Raw genomic sequence first — 14,696 nt, forward strand, 5'->3', positions numbered from 1 at the left:
GCATGACCTCGGACAGATATCCTCCGTGATAGAGGCTGAGTCCAACTATCGCAGCTACCGTTGGCGTCACGAAGTCTTCGACCTCGAGCAGGCCGACTAGCAACGGAAGCCCGTAGAACGCGACGAACAATTGGAGCACGACGGGGACACTCCGGGCATAGGATACGTAGAGGTCGGCCAGTTGACTGATCTGCGAAATCTTGCCCAGCGTGCCGTCGTCCTTCAGCTCCTTGAGCACCCTGTTCACGTCGTCGAGCAGGGCCTTGTTCTCCTCCGAAACTGCGGGCTTCTACTTCTCTCAAATCGTCACGATCAGCGAATGGCGGTATCGGTGGTTGCGTGTCCATGATTTGAGCCTGCACAGTGGCCGGCTCAAGCTTGAATAAGGGCTGAGCTCGTCAGAGGGCTGGCGGCGACGGAAATTCGCCTTGGTAGTCGACCATGATCGTCCAGTCCAATCCGAATTCTAGGCGATGCCGCCTAAAAGTTTCTCCGCCTTGGAAATAGCGACTGTCTGGTGCGGCTGCAGCGGCTGGCCGGCATAGGCTTCGAAGACCGGCAGGAACGGGTCGTCGATACCGGTCCTGATGCCGGACAATTGCTCCATCACCGCCAGGCCGCAATAGGGCACGTAGGCGGCCGAATAGCCGCCTTCATGCGACATCATCAGCCGCCCGCCGCAGAGGTCGTCCGCCGCCTGCATCAGCAGCCGCGTCATCTCGCGGTAGCTGCCGCTGTGCAACATCATGCGCCCCAGCGGATCAGCCGCCGAGGCATCGAAGCCCGATGGCACGACGATGAGATCAGGCTTGTAGCGATGGAGGGCCGGCAGCACGATCCGTTCGAAGACCGACATGTAGGCGCCGTGGCCGCACCCGGCCGGCAGCGGCACATTGATGTTGTAGCCTTCGCCCCCACCATCGCCGCGTTCCTTGTGAAAACCGCTGTCATGCGGATAGAGCCCATCCTGGTGGATCGAGATCGTCAGCACGGACGGGTCGCCATAGAAGGCGGACTGCGTGCCATTGCCGTGATGTACGTCCCAGTCGACGGTGGCGACCCGCCCGAAGCCATGCTTGGCCCGGTTCTTCAGTATGGCGACCGGAACGTTGCCGAACAGGCAAAAGCCCATGCCTTGCGCGCGCTCGGCATGATGGCCGGGCGGCCGCACCAGCGCATAGCCATTGCCGACATCGCCGCTCAACACCGCATCCATCACCGCTGCTGTGCCGCCTGCAGCCAGACAGGCGATCTCGTAGCTGCCATGGCCGAAGGGGGTGAGATAGCTCGCATCGCCGCCGTGCCCGTCGCTGAGCAGCTTGATGCGGTTGACATAATCGCGGTCGTGGAACAGCGCCAGATCGTCCTCGCTCACCGGGACCGAGGCGATCATCGACAGTTTTTCGGTGAGGCCTGAAACCTCCATCAGATTGCGGAACCGGCGCTTGGTCGCGGCATTCTCCGCATGCTCGCCCGGCTCGATGGTCAGGCTCGGCTGAAAGAACTGCGCGGCGTTGCCGGTCTCGTGCCAGAGATAAAGTTCGTGGAAATTCCAGCCCGTCGTCATCTCTTGCCTCACCCCGCCAGGATCATCGACGCCGCGCGTTCGGCGATCATGATCGTCGGCGCGTTGGTGTTGCCCGAGACCATCTTTGGAAAGACCGAGGCGTCGGCGATGCAAAGCCCGTCCAGCCCGTGCACCTTCATCGACGTGGGGTCGACGACGGCCATCGGATCGGTGCCCATGCGACAGGTGCTGGTCGGGTGATAGAGCGTCGTGCAGTGGCCGCGAATGTACTCAGCGATCTCGGCGTCGCTCTCGCATTCGGCGCTCGGCGTGATTTCGCCGACCAGCATTTCGGCAAGCGGCGACTGCGCCGCGATCCGGCGGCTGATGCGGATGCCTTCGACCAGCGTGGCGATGTCGGAGCCGTCCTCGTCGCTGATGAAATAGCGCGGGTCGATCGCCGGATACTCGACCGGATTGGCCGAGCGCAGGCGGATTTCGCCGCGGCTGTCCGGCCGCTGCAGCGTGGTGTGCAGCGTGATGCCGGGCTTCGATGACAGGAACCGCACATAGTCGCGATGCGGGCTGATGGCGCCGTAAAGCTGCAAATCCGGTTCGACATCGGGCCGGCTCTTGACGAAGCCGCCGGCCGCCACCCAGGGCGAGGAACGCGGACCGCTGCGCGATGTCTGCCATTCCTGAAAGTCGCGCTGCAGCGTCTCGTCGGTCCAGGCGCCGACGCCGATCTTGTCCTTCGTATAGAAGGTGATCGGAATGTTGATGTGGTCCTGCAAATCCTTGCCGACGCCCGGCAGGTCGTGCACGGGGGCAACGCCGACCTGGGCGAGCTCGTCGGCTGGGCCGATGCCGGAAAGCAGCATCAGCTGGCAGCTGCCGATCGAGCCTGAGGACAGCACCACCTCACTGTCGGCAAAAGCGGTCTCCGGCACGCCATTGACCAGATAGCGGATGCCCCTGACCCTGCCCTTCTCGACGATTAGGCCCGTCGCCAGCACCCCGGTTCTCACAGTCAGATTGGGGCGCTCGCGCGCTGGGCGCAGATAGGCCTTGCTGGTGCCCCAGCGTTCGCCGTTCTTGATGGTGAACTGGAAGAGGCCGACGCCTTCCTGCTCGACGCCGTTGAAATCGCGGTTCTGCTTGTAGCCGGCGGCCTTGCAGGCATCGATCCAGGCAAGCTCGTTGGGATCGATATGCCCGACATTGCCGATATGCAGCGGCCCGTTGGCGCCGTGCAGCGGGTCGTTGCCGAGTTCGGCATTGCTTTCACAGGCCTTAAACACCGGCAGCACGTCGGCCCACGCCCAGCCGGGACAGCCGATGGCCGCCCAGCCATCATAGTCGGACGGCAGGCCGCGAATATAGATCATGGCGTTCAGCGCACCGGAGCCGCCGATCATCTTGCCGCGCGGCCAGAACACCCGCCTCCCGCGGCAGCCTGCCTGCGGCTCGGTGTAATAGCCCCAGTCGACGGCGGTGTTGAACATGGTCGGCCAGTCCGAGGGCACGTCCGAGGCAAGCGGCGCCTCGCGCCCGGCCTCCAGCAACAGCACCTTGCGGGCAGGATCGGCGCTGAGCCGGTTCGCCAGCACGCAGCCGGCCGAGCCGGCACCCACTATGATCGTATCGAACATCGTTAAGTCTCTCATTTTCCGGCCGGGGCCGGGCTTTGCACAATGTTGCTGTCTATTGGCTTTGCGTCAGTCAACTTGGCGCGGCGTCGCGTGAGCCAGTGGACGAGATCGCCGAAGCGGCCGACCAGCCCCTTGGGCATCAGCACCACCGACAGCGCGATGATCAGGCCGAGGCCGAGCGTGCGGAACTCGCCGCTCTCGCGCATCAGTTCGTCGGCCAGCACCAGTACCACCGTCCCCACCAGCGGCCCCCAGAACGTGCCAACGCCGCCGACCACGACGATGGCGATGATGAACATCAATTGCGACATCGACAGCACGCCGGGGCCGATCGCCTGGAAATGCGCGGCATAGAAACCGCCGGCCAGCCCGGTGAAGAAGGCGGAGATGCCGAAGACCAGAAGCTGTGCCTGGAAGCGGTTGACGCCGCGCGCCACCGCATAGTCCGGATTATCCTTCAGCGCCCGGAAGGCAAGGCCGATCGGGCTTTTGACGATCGCGTAGGTGAACACCATCGTGAGCGCGAACAGCACCGCGATGATGGCGTAGTTGCCGACCAGCCACTGCGCGCGCAGCAAGGCCCTGGTGCCGAGATCGCCGAACCGGGCGAAGCCGACGGCGCCGCCGGTGAACTGACGGCAGACGGAACCTACCATGACGAAGCATTCGGTGTCGGTGACGATCAGCAGATACATCGTCTGGGCGATCGCCAGCGTCAGCAGCGCCACATAGACGCCGGTCAGGCGAAGGCAGGCGAGGCCGACGACCAGCGAGAACAGCACCGCGCCCAGCGCGCCGGGCACAAGTGCTGCCCAGACGTTCCAGCCGAAATAGAAGCAGAGCATCGCCGTCGCATAGCCGCCGAAGGCGAAGATCGCCATTTGCGCCAGCGAGAAGATGCCGGAGAAGCCGAACAGGAGGTTCCACTGCGAGGCGATCGTCGCATAGAACAGCGCCAGCACGATCTGGCCGAGGATGTAGCGGCTGTCGACCAGGAACGGCAGCGCGATCGCCGCCGCGATCAGCACCAGACTGATGACAAGATCGGTCCTGGCCGAGCGGGACATGGCGGAACGCGACATGGGACGTGTCTTTGTCATGATGCCCCTCACATGCGCCGGATTTCGGCGCGGCCGAAAAGGCCGGACGGTCGCCAGATCAGCACGGCAATGACAACGAACAGCAGCGACGGAAACCCCCAGCGGGCGCCGAGCGCATACTGGACGAAGGATTCGAGCAGCGCCAGGCCAAGCGCGGCGGCGACGGCGCCCGGCAGATTGCCGAGACCGGCGACCACGCACATGATGAAGGCCTTCAGCATCGGGTCATTGCCGAGCGGCGGCGACAGCTGCGTCATTGACGAGACCATGACGCCGCAGATACCGGCGAGCGCGCCGGATAGCATCAGCACCTGCAGATAGACGCGGTTGACGGCGACGCCCATGAGCTGGGCCGCGTCGCGGTTCTGCGCCGTCGCCCGGATCGCCCGGCCCATCCGCGTGCGGCCGAGCGCCAGCGAGACCACCACCATCATGACGACGACGACCGCGATGATCAAAAGGTTCTGCCAGGGCAGCGTCAGCGGCCCGACGCGAAAAGTGCCTGCGATCGAAACCGGCTGCTTCAGCGGCTGTCCACCATAGGTAAGGAGGATGGCGTTCTCGAGCGCGATGCCGATGCCGACCGTGGCGATCATGACATTGGCTTCGAATGTCGACTTGTCGTTCTTCAACAGGTTGCGCACTATTGCGAAATAGAGGATGGCGCCGGCCACAGCACCCACGAGGATAGCGCCCATGAAGCCTATCGCGATCGGCAGGCCGAGCGAGGTGATCACCGTGAAGGCGACATAGCCGCCAAGCGTCAGCATCGCCGCATGGGCCATGTTGAGCATGCCCATCGATCCCCAGACCAGCGACAGCCCGACCGTCGCCAGGGCATAGAGCGCGCCCGAGGTGAAGCCGGCGACGAGAATGGCCATGAGCACATCGACCATGGCGTCAGCCTCCAAGATAGGTTGCGAGGAGCTCGTCGCGCGCCATCAGCTCGGCGGGCTTGCCTGACCAGACGATTGCGCCGTCGTCGAGCAGATGCAGGCGGTCGGCGAGATCCTCGACCCGCGCAGGGTTCTCCTCCACCAGCAGGACGGTCCGACCGGCCTTGCTCAGTTCGGCAATGACGCCGTAGACTTGGTCGATGATCAGCGGCGCCAGGCCGAGTGACGGCTCGTCGATCAGAAGGATGCGCCCGCCCATCATCAGGCCGCGGCCGATGCCGACCATGCGCCGTTCGCCGCCGGACAGGCTCGAGGCGATCTGGTTGCGGCGGTCGGCAAGCTTCGGCAAAAGTGCGTAGACCTCGTCCAGCCGGCGCGTGATCTCCGCCTTGTCCGGTGCCAGATAGGCGCCCATCAGGAGGTTTTCGAGCACGCTCATCTGCGCGAACAACATGTCGCCCTGTGGCACGTGTGCGACGCCCAGCATCGCCGTCTCATGCGGCTTGCCGGACAGGCGCTGGCCGTCGATACCTATCTGCCCAGCGCGCAGCGGCACCAGGCCGGAGATGGTCTTGAGCAACGTCGACTTGCCATGGCCGTTCGGGCCGACGACGGTCACGAACTCACCGGCATGAACGGTCAGCGAAATGCCCTTGAGCACGTCGAGCCCGTCATAGCCGGAGACGATGTTGTCGAGCTGCAGGACAGGCGGTTTTGCGGCTGCGCCCATCATGGCATCCCCATTGTGAGAGGGTTCGCAGCGGCCTGGTTGTCGAAGAATTTCTTCAGTCGTTTCTGCGTGCCCTGGCCGAGATAGGTTTCGACGACGGTCTGGTCCTCGGCGACCTTGTCCGGCCGGCCCTCGAAGATCACCTTGCCATGATGCATGATGATGACACGATTGGAGAGTGCCAGCAGAAAGCGCATGACGTGCTCGATCAGGACGATGGTCAGCCCCTGGTCGCGCAGTTTCAGCACCATCGCCATGATGTGGTCGATCTCGGCGACGTTGAGCCCGCCGACCGGCTCGTCGAGGAAGAGCATTTTCGGCCGGGTGGCGATGGCGCCGGCAATCATCAGGAGCTTGCGGTCGAGCACCGGGAGCCGCGCCACGGTCTCGTCGGCCTTGGCCGCAAGCCCGACGAAGTCCAGCGCCTCGATCGTCGCCTGCCGGACATCCTCGCCGAGGCGGAAGCCAGCCAGCCTTCGCCGCTGCCGGCCAAAATAGGCGGCGATATCGATGTTTTCGCGGACGGTCAGGCTGTCGAAGGCGGCATTGAGCTGAAAGGTGCGGGCCATGCCGAGCTGGCAGATGCGGTCGGCCGGAAAGGCCGATATGTCGGTGTCGCCGAAATGCACGCGGCCACCGCTGGCCGGCGTGATCCCGGTCACCACGTCGAAGAAGGTCGTTTTGCCGGCGCCGTTCGGCCCGCCAATGCCGACGATCTCGCCCGGATTGACCACCATCGACACGCCGTCGACGGCGGCCAACGAGCCAAACCGTCTGACCACTCCGTCACAAACCAGCATCGGGCCCGCGGCCTCAGTCATCTCGTTTGCCTGGCATTTTTTCTCTACCTGGTGGCAACCGGTCGGGCGCAAAACCCGGCCGGTTCGTTGGTTTCATTTCTACGCTCGGCTCATTTGATCCATGGCGGCAGGATAAAACTGTCCGTCGCATAGAGCACCGGCGCGATCAGCTTCGGATCGGTCTTGTAGTCCTGATGCTGCAGGAACTGGTGCGGCATGCCAAGCGACGGATCGGCCACCTGCGTCGGATAGCAGAAGGCCGACTGGCCGGCCGGATCGGCCCTATAGGTGCCGTTGACCCCGCGATAGACCAGGCGCTTCATGGCATTGGCCACCTTGGTGGTCTGCTCCTTGTTCATCGGTTCGCCCGGACCGCCGGCGATCGCCGCGGCAAGCGCCCACATCCACAGGCCGTCATAGGTCTGCGATCCCGTGATGTAGGCGGAGTTCGGACCGAATTTGGCCCGGTAGCTCTCGCGGAACGGCTTAGAGAAATCGTCCGGCAGACAGCCGATCACCGTCGAATAGACGACGCCGTTGACCGCCTCGCCGCCGATCTCGCGGAAAGCCGGCAGCGATGGTCCGTACTGCATGTAGATCAGGCTGTTGATCGGCTCGGCGAGGAACTGGACCATGAACTGCGCCAGGTCCTGCGGCAGGAAATGCGTCACCAGGATCGCCGCCGGCGGGTCCTGGCGGAGTTTTGCCAGCGTCGGTCCCCACTGGTTGGTCGGGAACGGAACGGTCTCGAACAGGCTGACCTCGAAGCCGTATTCGGCGGCCTTGTCGCGGATCGCGTTGGCAATGACGATCGAATATTCGTTGGCCGACGGAATGATGGCGATCTTCTTGTTCGGCGCCTTCCATTTGCCGTCCGCGGCAAGCGTCTTGAGGAAATTCAGGCAGCCCGGTCCATACCAGAACTCCGGCGGGTCGCCCTGGAAGGAGCTGTAATAGCGGGCCGGGTCGGTCTTGAACTTCTCATTGTGCGAAATCAGCGTGTTGTAGTGCATCATGATGACGTCGTTGTCGGCGGCGACGTCCATCTCGATCATGTTGGTGCCGAGATTGTAGCCGTTGATGATGACCGGCGCCTCGAAACGGTCGATCAGGCGCTGCATCGACTGGCTTACGAGGTCGGCGCCCATTTCCTTGGTGTCTTCGATGTGGATCTCGACAGGCCGGCCGAGAATGCCGCCCGCCGCATTGATCTCCTCGGCAGCAAGCTCGAGACCGTTCTTGAACTCGATGCCGTCGGCGGCGGCGATGCCGGACATCGGCAGGGCCGAACCAACCGGAATTGGCGTGGCATCCTGGGCGATTGCGGCATTGTTCATGTCGGCAAGAAGCGCGGCTCCGGCCGCACCCGCACCGACCACGCCTTGCAGCATTGCACGTCTGTTCATCATGGCAAAGTTCCCTTTTTGGCGTTGGTTATGGTCTTTTCACGCAAAATCCTTCAGGCGAAACGCTTGGGTTATGGGCAGAAAAGCGGCCTCCAGGTCGGCCGCCGCCGACAGCACGCGGGCATCGTCGCCGCGCGCGCCGATGATCTGGAAGCCGACCGGCAGGCCCGCCGCGGTCATGCCGCAAGGGATGACGCAGGCCGGTTGCTGGCTGAGATTGATCGGGTAGCTGAACGCCGCCCATTCGGTCCAGCACGACAGGCCGCTTCCTAAGGGCACTTCAAGTCCGACGTCGAACGCCGGCACCGATGTTCCCGGCGAAACGATGAAATCATAGGCGTCGAGCAGCCGGTCCATGGCGGCGCCGAATTCGGTGCGCTCCAATTGCGCGGCGACGAGCGCCTGGACGTCGAACGCCGCCCCCGCGCGCGCGATCTCCAGGAAGCCCGGATCGATGCCCGCCCGTTCGCTTGGCGCAACCAGCGCCAGCCGCGCCGCGGCGCCGGTGAACCAGTGATGCTGGAAAAGATCGAGAAGATCGCCACCCGGAAGATCAATCGGCTCGACCGTCGCGCCAAACGCATCGAGATACGTCAAGGCTTGAGAGACGGCGGCGGCCATCCCGGAATCCAGCGCTCCTGACGGCGGCTTCGACCAGTAGCCGATCCGGGCGCCCTGCAAAGTGTCTTCGATCCTGCCAAGCGGCGAAAGCGTTCCCACGCCCTGCTGCCAGTCGCTGATATCGCGGCTGGACATGGCGTCGGCCATGACGGAAAGATCAAGCGCTGTCCGCGCCATCGGTCCGATATGAGCGACGGTTCCGAACGCGCTCGACGGATAAGCCGGCACGCGGCCGAAGGTCGGCTTCAGTCCGGCGATGCCGGTGAACGAGGCCGGGATACGGATCGAGCCGCCGCCATCGGTGCCGAGATGGAAGACGCCGGCGCCGGTCGCGGCCGCCACTGCCGCTCCGCCGGAAGAACCGCCGGGCGTCTTTTGCGCATTCCAGGGATTGCGCGTGATGCCGTAGAGGCCGCTGTCGGTGATCGCCTTCCAGCCGAATTCGGGCGTCGTTGTCTGCCCGATGAAGACCGCGCCCGCTCTGCGCAGCAGGGCAACGGCGGGAGCATCCCTGTCATAGGCGGCAGAAGTCGTCGTCCTGCTGCCGTAGCGCACGCTCCAGCCCTCGACCCAGACGATGTCCTTCAGCGTCGTGGGTATGCCGTCGGCGGCGGACAGCGGCTCGCCTGCCCGCCAGCGTTTCTCGGAGGCATCTGCGGCCTCGATCGCACCCTTGCGGTCGATCATGGTGAAGGCGTTGAAAAGCGGATTGATCGCTTCGGCGCGAGCCAGCGCCGCCGTCGTCACCTCGACGGGCGACAGCGATCCAGCGCGGTAGGCGGCGGCAAGCTCCGCAGCGCTCAGGCGGCACAGCTCATCGGCGTCGGCAATGGGAGAAATCCCATTCGGCATGCAGTTCGAACCCCTCACTCCATGGCCGCTCTTCCGGCAGCCTTGTCAGCCCGGGCAATCTGGCGGGTTTCTTCGTCACTATAAAATGTATTGTTGTGGGGAACATTCGTTATTTAATGTAACAAGAGCCATGAACCTGACCATCCGGCAGTTGCGCTATGTCTGCGAAGTCGCCCGCCTCGGCAGCGTGCTGGCGGCCTCCAGATCGCTTTACATCTCGCAATCCTCCATCCTGGCGGCGATCACGCTGGCCGAGGCCGGGATGGGGGCGCGCATTTTCGACAGGCGGCCGGCGCGCGGCGTCTCCATCACGCCGGCCGGCCAACGCTTCGTCGCCGCCGCCCGCATCATGCTGGCGGCGGAAACGGAGTTCAACCGGTCGATAGGCGATCTCAGCGGGCGCATGCCGAAGGTCCTGCGCATCGGCTGCTTCGAGCCGTTCGGCGCCCTGTTCATGCCGGAGATGCTGCGCAGCTATCTCGACAGCGTCGGCGATGTCGAGATCGACCTTGTCGAGGCCGACCAGGTCCAGTTGCAGGAACGGCTTGTCGCCGGCCATATCGATCTCGCCATTCTCTACGACATCGGCCCGATCGGCATCGACAGCGTCACCCGCATCTGCAAAGTGCCGGCGCATGCCGTGCTCAATGCGGACGACCCCCTCGCCGCGCGCGACGGCATCTGGCTGGCGGAACTGGCGGCACGGCCGCTGGTGCTGCTCGACCTGCCGCACACGGCGACCTATCTTCTGACCCTGTTCGACGTGCTGGCGAAACGGCCGGAAGTGCGCTTTCGCACGCGCTCCTATGAAACGGTCCGCTCGGCCGTCGCTTCGGGCTTCGGCATGGCCGTCCTCAACATGCGGCCGATCGGCCGTGCCACCGCGGATGGCGACGACATCGTCCGCAAGCCGATCTTCGATGAATTGCCGCCGCCGACACTGATCGTCGCCGACATGTACGGCTCGGCAAAGCCGCTCTTCGTGCGTGTCTTCATCGAGATATTCCATCGCTTTTTCACCGCAGTCGGCCCGGCGGGCTTTTCGGTGACGACACCGGAGCGCGAACCTTTCCTGCTAGTCGCCAGAGATGGCTGAGCCGCCCCCGCGCGTTGCGCGCAACTACAGAGACCGGCTAGCGTTGCAACCGCGCCCGAGGCGGCAGATTCCTGATCGAGATGTTTGAGATCGACGGACAGCATAGCGACAACTCTTCGGTGCGCGCCTACGTTTTCACCGGCACCAATGCTCGATCGCCAGTGTAATCGCCTTTGTGCAATCGACGAGATCACGGACCGACACACGTTCGTTGGGTTGATGGGCTTGAGCCGGACCCCGGACCGAAATTGACGTTCGGGGTATTTCCCAGGCCCGTCGGCAAGCCGCGATCAAGCTGGAAGACCGGGGGGCGAAACGCCAAGGCGCGAGGCGCAGCTTGCGATCGCCCGCGCCATGATCCGCGCCGGCCGGCCTCTCTAGTCTCATCCCGAAACCCAGCAGTGACGCATGACTTATGTGGCTGTGGTCGCCACGAAGATGCTTGACGCGTAGCTTTACACCAGGTTTGACCCACTCCGCGGCCGGCCTCTCCTTGACGGCCTCTGGCCTCGGCCCAGCATGCTCCGGGACGCGTTTCCACAGCCGATCCTTCATGTCGCGGCCGAAGGTGATGAAGGCAGAACCGCGGTATTTCCCGGTGCCCGGCTCGGCCAAACAGGCGAATGCCGCCTCGCCTCGCTCGCGCTTGACGCCGAGCAGCTCAAATTCGTCGATCGTCCAGCTCTTTGTCTTCAGCCAGTTCGACGTCGGGTCGCTGCGATATTTGCTGTCGGCTCGTTTCGAGACGGTTCCCTCGATTCCTGCCTGGTCGACGAGGTAGAAGATCGCCTTTGGGTCACCAAGCATAGCCTCGCTGAAGGACTTCGGCGATTTCCTCTTCGACGTCGTCAAATCGCGTATACGGACGACCATCTCTCTCCCGTACCGAGGTAAGCGGCACGGGGCGAAGCATGAGTCCATCTGGTGTCGATGAGTCGCTCATATCCCCCTCAAGCCGGCATTCTGCAGAGTCGGAAAAAGCGCTGGAAGGATTTTTCAAGAATTCGCGAAAATCTTACGGCTCGCAACCAAATAGCACCGGCACGGCTTGGACGGTGACTCAGCCTAGGATCGTCGCGACGACGAGGCTATCGCGGACGGCGAATGAGTGGGATATGAGCAAAGCCGTTATGGCGCTGTTTCGCTGAACGTCGCAAAAGATGCAGTCCAAAATGACCCGAGGCCGGTTTCGACCTGCTGCATCTACACGGTCTGCGATTCGAATCCCCTCAAGGCAGGATGTTGCGGCTTTACAAATCAGGACGTTCCGGCCGGTCCTGCGCGCACTCGACGAGCACATTCATTGCTTCCTGAAGCAGTGTGCCCAACCGCCGGCCTTTTTGCCAGAACACGACGTAATGATAGAGCGCGCTTGGCTCAAAGGGGCGGACTTCTACAGGAAAGAACGCAAACTGCCGGGCGGCAAAGGTGTTGCTGCTTGAAATGCCTAGGCCTGCGGCGACGAAACTGACCTCTTGACCGATGACATCGACCTGTATCGCCAGATGCGGTTCCGCCCCCATGTATCTCAGGGCGTTCTCATTCATGAGGTGGGATTGCATCCGGGGTTCGACATCCGCAAGCGGTTCCCCTACGAGGTCTTCCGGCCTGATGATGTCCTTTTGGGTGAACCGGTGGCCACGGGGGAAGATGTAAACATTGGTTGCGGTAGTCGCCGGGCACCAGTCGAAGACGTTGCCGTCCAGCGGCAGCCGCGCAATTCCGAGGTCGGCGCGTCCCTCCAGCACGTGGTCCGCCACGTCCGGGTAGGTGCCCGACTTGAGAACAATCCCTGCGATCGGCTGACGTGAGCGCAGCTTGCAAAAAGCCTCCGGAAGAAGTCGGAGCGAGAAGACGTGCGGCGCCGCGATGCTGATCGTGTCGCTATCGACACCCTTGAGAGACGCGACCGTCTTGGCAATCCTCTCCATCTGAACGAAGGTTGCGTCGGTATCGCGAAAAAGGGTCATCGTCTGGGCGGTCGGAAGAAGCCGCCCCTTGTCACGCACGAACAATTGCACTCCGAGCAGACCCTCCAATATCCGAATTTGCTGGCTGACGGCCGGCTGGGTGATTTCGAGCACCTTGGCAGCAGCCCGCTCCGAGCCCGACCTGACGACCTCGCGCAGGATCTGAAGCTGGCGGAGCGTGATGCCTGTTTTCGAGATTTCCACCATGATGAGGCTTCCGTGCGGCTGCCGATTGCCGCCTTTCCCGTACAAAGATCAACTTATACCGTTATGCCGATTGCGCCACGCCGATTGCTTGCTGCAGCGCTAGGGGACGGTCATTCGCGTTGAGACGACATTGGACCATATTAGCTGAACTTATCGAAAAATAATTTCGCTTATAAATTGACCTCGGGAAGCTCGCAGGCAATTCTGAGGTTAAGACGTCGTTCCGAAGGCGCTCGGCGCCACCGGAGCAAAGGGGCGCTCCTACACATCGACAACCGAAAGCAAAAGGGTGGTGCCGCTCCATGCGCGCAGCAAGGGCTTTGCCGTGTCCAGCATTCCCCGTGGCTCGTATCGGCGGCACGCAGTCTGCAGCGCGGAGTGCCTGATGCCGAGCGGTCCGATGTTTCACCAGCCGCACGGCATCCGCGCCGAGCGCATCGAAAAGCGCCTTGGCGGCAACGATGTCCTGCGTGGCGTAGATCTCAACGTCCGGCCAGGCGAGATTCTCTCGATCGTTGGCAGCAGCGGCTCGGGCAAGAGCACGCTTCTCCGGTGCCTCAATCTCCTGACGGTCCCCGACCGCGGCGACATTTGGATCCACGGTGAGAAGCTGGCGATCCGAGCTGCATCGCAGCGGGGAGGCCAGTCCAGCGCCACCGACCATCGGCAGGTCCAGCGGATCCGGACGTCGATGGGCATGGTCTTCCAGAACTTTCATCTCTGGCCCCACAAGACGGCGCTTGAGAACGTCACGGAAGGCCCCATCCTCGTCAAGGGTATCCGGCGCAATGCGGCCGCCGATCTCGGGCGTCACTACCTCGCCAAGGTCGGGCTCTCCGACAAGGCGGACGCCCATCCCCGCCATCTCTCCGGCGGCCAGCAGCAGCGCGTGGCGATTGCCCGCGCGCTGGCGATGGAGCCACGCGTGCTGCTCTTCGACGAGCCGACCTCTGCGTTGGACCCGGAACTGGTGGGCGAAGTGCTGCGCGTCATGGCTGCGCTTGCGGAGGAGGGCGCACGATGGTGATCGTCACCCACGAACTGGCTTTCGCGCGGGAGGTATCGACGCGGGCAGCCTTTATGCACCGCGGGCTGATCGAAGAGGAAAGCCCGCCGCAGGAATTCTTCACCTCTCCCGTCTCCAGCCGCCTTCGCGGCTTTCTCGCTTCACACCGATAGAAGGAGTTCGCGCATGGACGGGTTCGTGGTGCAGTTCGTCAGCGGACTGAAGACTACCGTACTGCTGGCGCTTGTCAGCGGCGTGCTCGGCATGGCGCTCGGATTGCTTGCCGCGGCTGGGCGATTGTCGCGGTGGAGGGCGTTAAGCCTCGTGGTCGGTTTCTACACGACGATCATTCGCGGCGTGCCCGAACTCATCATCATCCTGCTGATTTATTTCGGCGGAACGGTCGCCATCAGCGCCTTCTTCGGTCGTTATGTCGAGGTCAACGCGTTCCTCGCCGGGGTCGTTTCCCTCACCGTCGTCTTCGGCGCCTATACGGCAGAAATTTTCCGAGGAGCGGTGCTCAGCATACCGACGGGACAGATCGAGGCGGCCCGCTCGCTCGGGCTGCATCCGTGGCAGAACTGGCTGTTGGTCATCCTTCCACAGATGCTGCGCATCGCTCTGCCGGCACTTGCTAACCAGTCGATCTCTCTTGTCAAGGAAACGTCGCTGATCTCGATCGTCGGGCTGACGGACATCATGCGAGTCGCCGCCATCGGCGCGGGCTCGTTGCGGGCGCCGCTGACGTTCTATCTCGCCGCGTCGGCCCTCTATCTCGCGCTGACGAGTCTTGCGTTGTTGGTCTTCAACCTGCTCGAACGGCGTTTTGCCCTTCCCGGACACTGAGGAACGT

The 14,696-nt window shown here is 63.3% G+C and carries 12 protein-coding genes and 2 pseudogenes; 3 read left to right on the forward strand and 11 right to left on the reverse strand.

The window, feature by feature from the left end; translation table 11 throughout:
* From NKI85_RS30705 to NKI85_RS30745, 9 genes and pseudogenes are all read right to left on the reverse strand, one after another.
* Window positions 1-202: pseudogene (locus NKI85_RS30705) on the reverse strand (ABC transporter permease subunit); the annotation flags it as partial.
* Window positions 203-466: 264 nt separating this feature from the next.
* On the reverse strand, window positions 467-1,567 hold the full coding sequence (locus NKI85_RS30710) for a histone deacetylase-like amidohydrolase (protein WP_352528444.1): 1,101 nt from the start codon (window positions 1,565-1,567) through the stop codon (window positions 467-469).
* Between the two features lie 8 nt (window positions 1,568-1,575).
* Window positions 1,576-3,159: a GMC family oxidoreductase gene (locus NKI85_RS30715; RefSeq protein ID WP_352528442.1), complete on the reverse strand. Its 1,584-nt coding sequence runs from the start codon at window positions 3,157-3,159 to the stop codon at window positions 1,576-1,578.
* Window positions 3,160-3,170: 11 nt separating this feature from the next.
* The gene (locus NKI85_RS30720) at window positions 3,171-4,259 is read right to left on the reverse strand and encodes a branched-chain amino acid ABC transporter permease (RefSeq protein WP_352528440.1); all 1,089 of its coding nucleotides are present in this window, start codon (window positions 4,257-4,259) and stop codon (window positions 3,171-3,173) included.
* Between the two features lie 8 nt (window positions 4,260-4,267).
* Window positions 4,268-5,155 carry a branched-chain amino acid ABC transporter permease gene (locus tag NKI85_RS30725; protein WP_352528438.1) on the reverse strand — a complete coding sequence of 296 codons (888 nt, stop codon included), beginning with the start codon at window positions 5,153-5,155 and terminating at the stop codon, window positions 4,268-4,270.
* Window positions 5,156-5,159: 4 nt separating this feature from the next.
* A complete protein-coding gene (locus NKI85_RS30730; RefSeq protein ID WP_352779857.1) occupies window positions 5,160-5,885 on the reverse strand; it encodes an ABC transporter ATP-binding protein in 726 nt (241 codons plus the stop codon).
* Window positions 5,885-6,706: an ABC transporter ATP-binding protein gene (locus NKI85_RS30735; RefSeq protein ID WP_352779858.1), complete on the reverse strand. Its 822-nt coding sequence runs from the start codon at window positions 6,704-6,706 to the stop codon at window positions 5,885-5,887. Before NKI85_RS30735 ends, NKI85_RS30730 begins: the two co-directional genes overlap by 1 nt.
* Before the next feature lie 89 nt (window positions 6,707-6,795).
* Entirely contained in the window at window positions 6,796-8,094 is a 1,299-nt protein-coding gene (locus NKI85_RS30740) for an ABC transporter substrate-binding protein (protein ID WP_352528432.1), read from the reverse strand.
* 36 nt (window positions 8,095-8,130) lie between these two features.
* On the reverse strand, window positions 8,131-9,564 hold the full coding sequence (locus NKI85_RS30745) for an amidase (RefSeq protein ID WP_352779860.1): 1,434 nt from the start codon (window positions 9,562-9,564) through the stop codon (window positions 8,131-8,133).
* A 130-nt stretch (window positions 9,565-9,694) separates the two neighbouring features.
* Between NKI85_RS30745 and NKI85_RS30750 the strand changes: the two genes are divergently transcribed.
* Window positions 9,695-10,660 (forward strand): LysR family transcriptional regulator, encoded by a 966-nt coding sequence (locus NKI85_RS30750; RefSeq protein WP_352528428.1) that lies wholly within the window; start codon window positions 9,695-9,697, stop codon window positions 10,658-10,660.
* A 135-nt stretch (window positions 10,661-10,795) separates the two neighbouring features.
* On the opposite strand, the gene NKI85_RS30755 is transcribed toward NKI85_RS30750, so the two are convergent.
* Both NKI85_RS30755 and NKI85_RS30760 read right to left on the reverse strand, forming a co-directional pair.
* The gene (locus NKI85_RS30755) at window positions 10,796-11,533 is read right to left on the reverse strand and encodes a hypothetical protein (RefSeq protein WP_352528426.1); all 738 of its coding nucleotides are present in this window, start codon (window positions 11,531-11,533) and stop codon (window positions 10,796-10,798) included.
* Window positions 11,534-11,910: 377 nt separating this feature from the next.
* Complete coding sequence (locus NKI85_RS30760; protein ID WP_352779861.1) at window positions 11,911-12,837, reverse strand: LysR family transcriptional regulator; 927 nt, start codon at window positions 12,835-12,837, stop codon at window positions 11,911-11,913.
* Window positions 12,838-13,237: 400 nt separating this feature from the next.
* Between NKI85_RS30760 and NKI85_RS30765 the strand changes: the two are divergent.
* A pseudogene (locus tag NKI85_RS30765) lies at window positions 13,238-14,016 on the forward strand (ATP-binding cassette domain-containing protein).
* 13 nt (window positions 14,017-14,029) lie between these two features.
* Complete coding sequence (locus tag NKI85_RS30770; protein ID WP_352528424.1) at window positions 14,030-14,689, forward strand: ABC transporter permease; 660 nt, start codon at window positions 14,030-14,032, stop codon at window positions 14,687-14,689.
* The last annotated feature ends 7 nt before the right edge of the window (window positions 14,690-14,696 follow it).

Source organism: Mesorhizobium sp. M0571, from assembly GCF_040320985.1.
GTDB lineage: Bacteria > Pseudomonadota > Alphaproteobacteria > Rhizobiales > Rhizobiaceae > Mesorhizobium.

Excerpts from the sequence above, each read along its gene's own strand:
- NKI85_RS30740 (WP_352528432.1), bottom strand. The coding sequence starts at position 8,094 with ATGATGAACAGACGTGCAATGCTGCAAGGCGTGGTCGGTGCGGGTGCG.
- NKI85_RS30750 (WP_352528428.1), top strand. The coding sequence starts at position 9,695 with ATGAACCTGACCATCCGGCAGTTGCGCTATGTCTGCGAAGTCGCCCGC.
- NKI85_RS30730 (WP_352779857.1), bottom strand. The coding sequence starts at position 5,885 with ATGGGCGCAGCCGCAAAACCGCCTGTCCTGCAGCTCGACAACATCGTC.
- NKI85_RS30710 (WP_352528444.1), bottom strand. The coding sequence starts at position 1,567 with ATGACGACGGGCTGGAATTTCCACGAACTTTATCTCTGGCACGAGACC.
- NKI85_RS30760 (WP_352779861.1), bottom strand. The coding sequence starts at position 12,837 with ATGGTGGAAATCTCGAAAACAGGCATCACGCTCCGCCAGCTTCAGATC.
- NKI85_RS30725 (WP_352528438.1), bottom strand. The coding sequence starts at position 5,155 with ATGGTCGATGTGCTCATGGCCATTCTCGTCGCCGGCTTCACCTCGGGC.
- NKI85_RS30770 (WP_352528424.1), top strand. The coding sequence starts at position 14,030 with ATGGACGGGTTCGTGGTGCAGTTCGTCAGCGGACTGAAGACTACCGTA.
- NKI85_RS30745 (WP_352779860.1), bottom strand. The coding sequence starts at position 9,564 with ATGCCGAATGGGATTTCTCCCATTGCCGACGCCGATGAGCTGTGCCGC.
- NKI85_RS30755 (WP_352528426.1), bottom strand. The coding sequence starts at position 11,533 with ATGGTCGTCCGTATACGCGATTTGACGACGTCGAAGAGGAAATCGCCG.
- NKI85_RS30735 (WP_352779858.1), bottom strand. The coding sequence starts at position 6,706 with ATGACTGAGGCCGCGGGCCCGATGCTGGTTTGTGACGGAGTGGTCAGA.
- NKI85_RS30715 (WP_352528442.1), bottom strand. The coding sequence starts at position 3,159 with ATGTTCGATACGATCATAGTGGGTGCCGGCTCGGCCGGCTGCGTGCTG.
- NKI85_RS30720 (WP_352528440.1), bottom strand. The coding sequence starts at position 4,259 with ATGACAAAGACACGTCCCATGTCGCGTTCCGCCATGTCCCGCTCGGCC.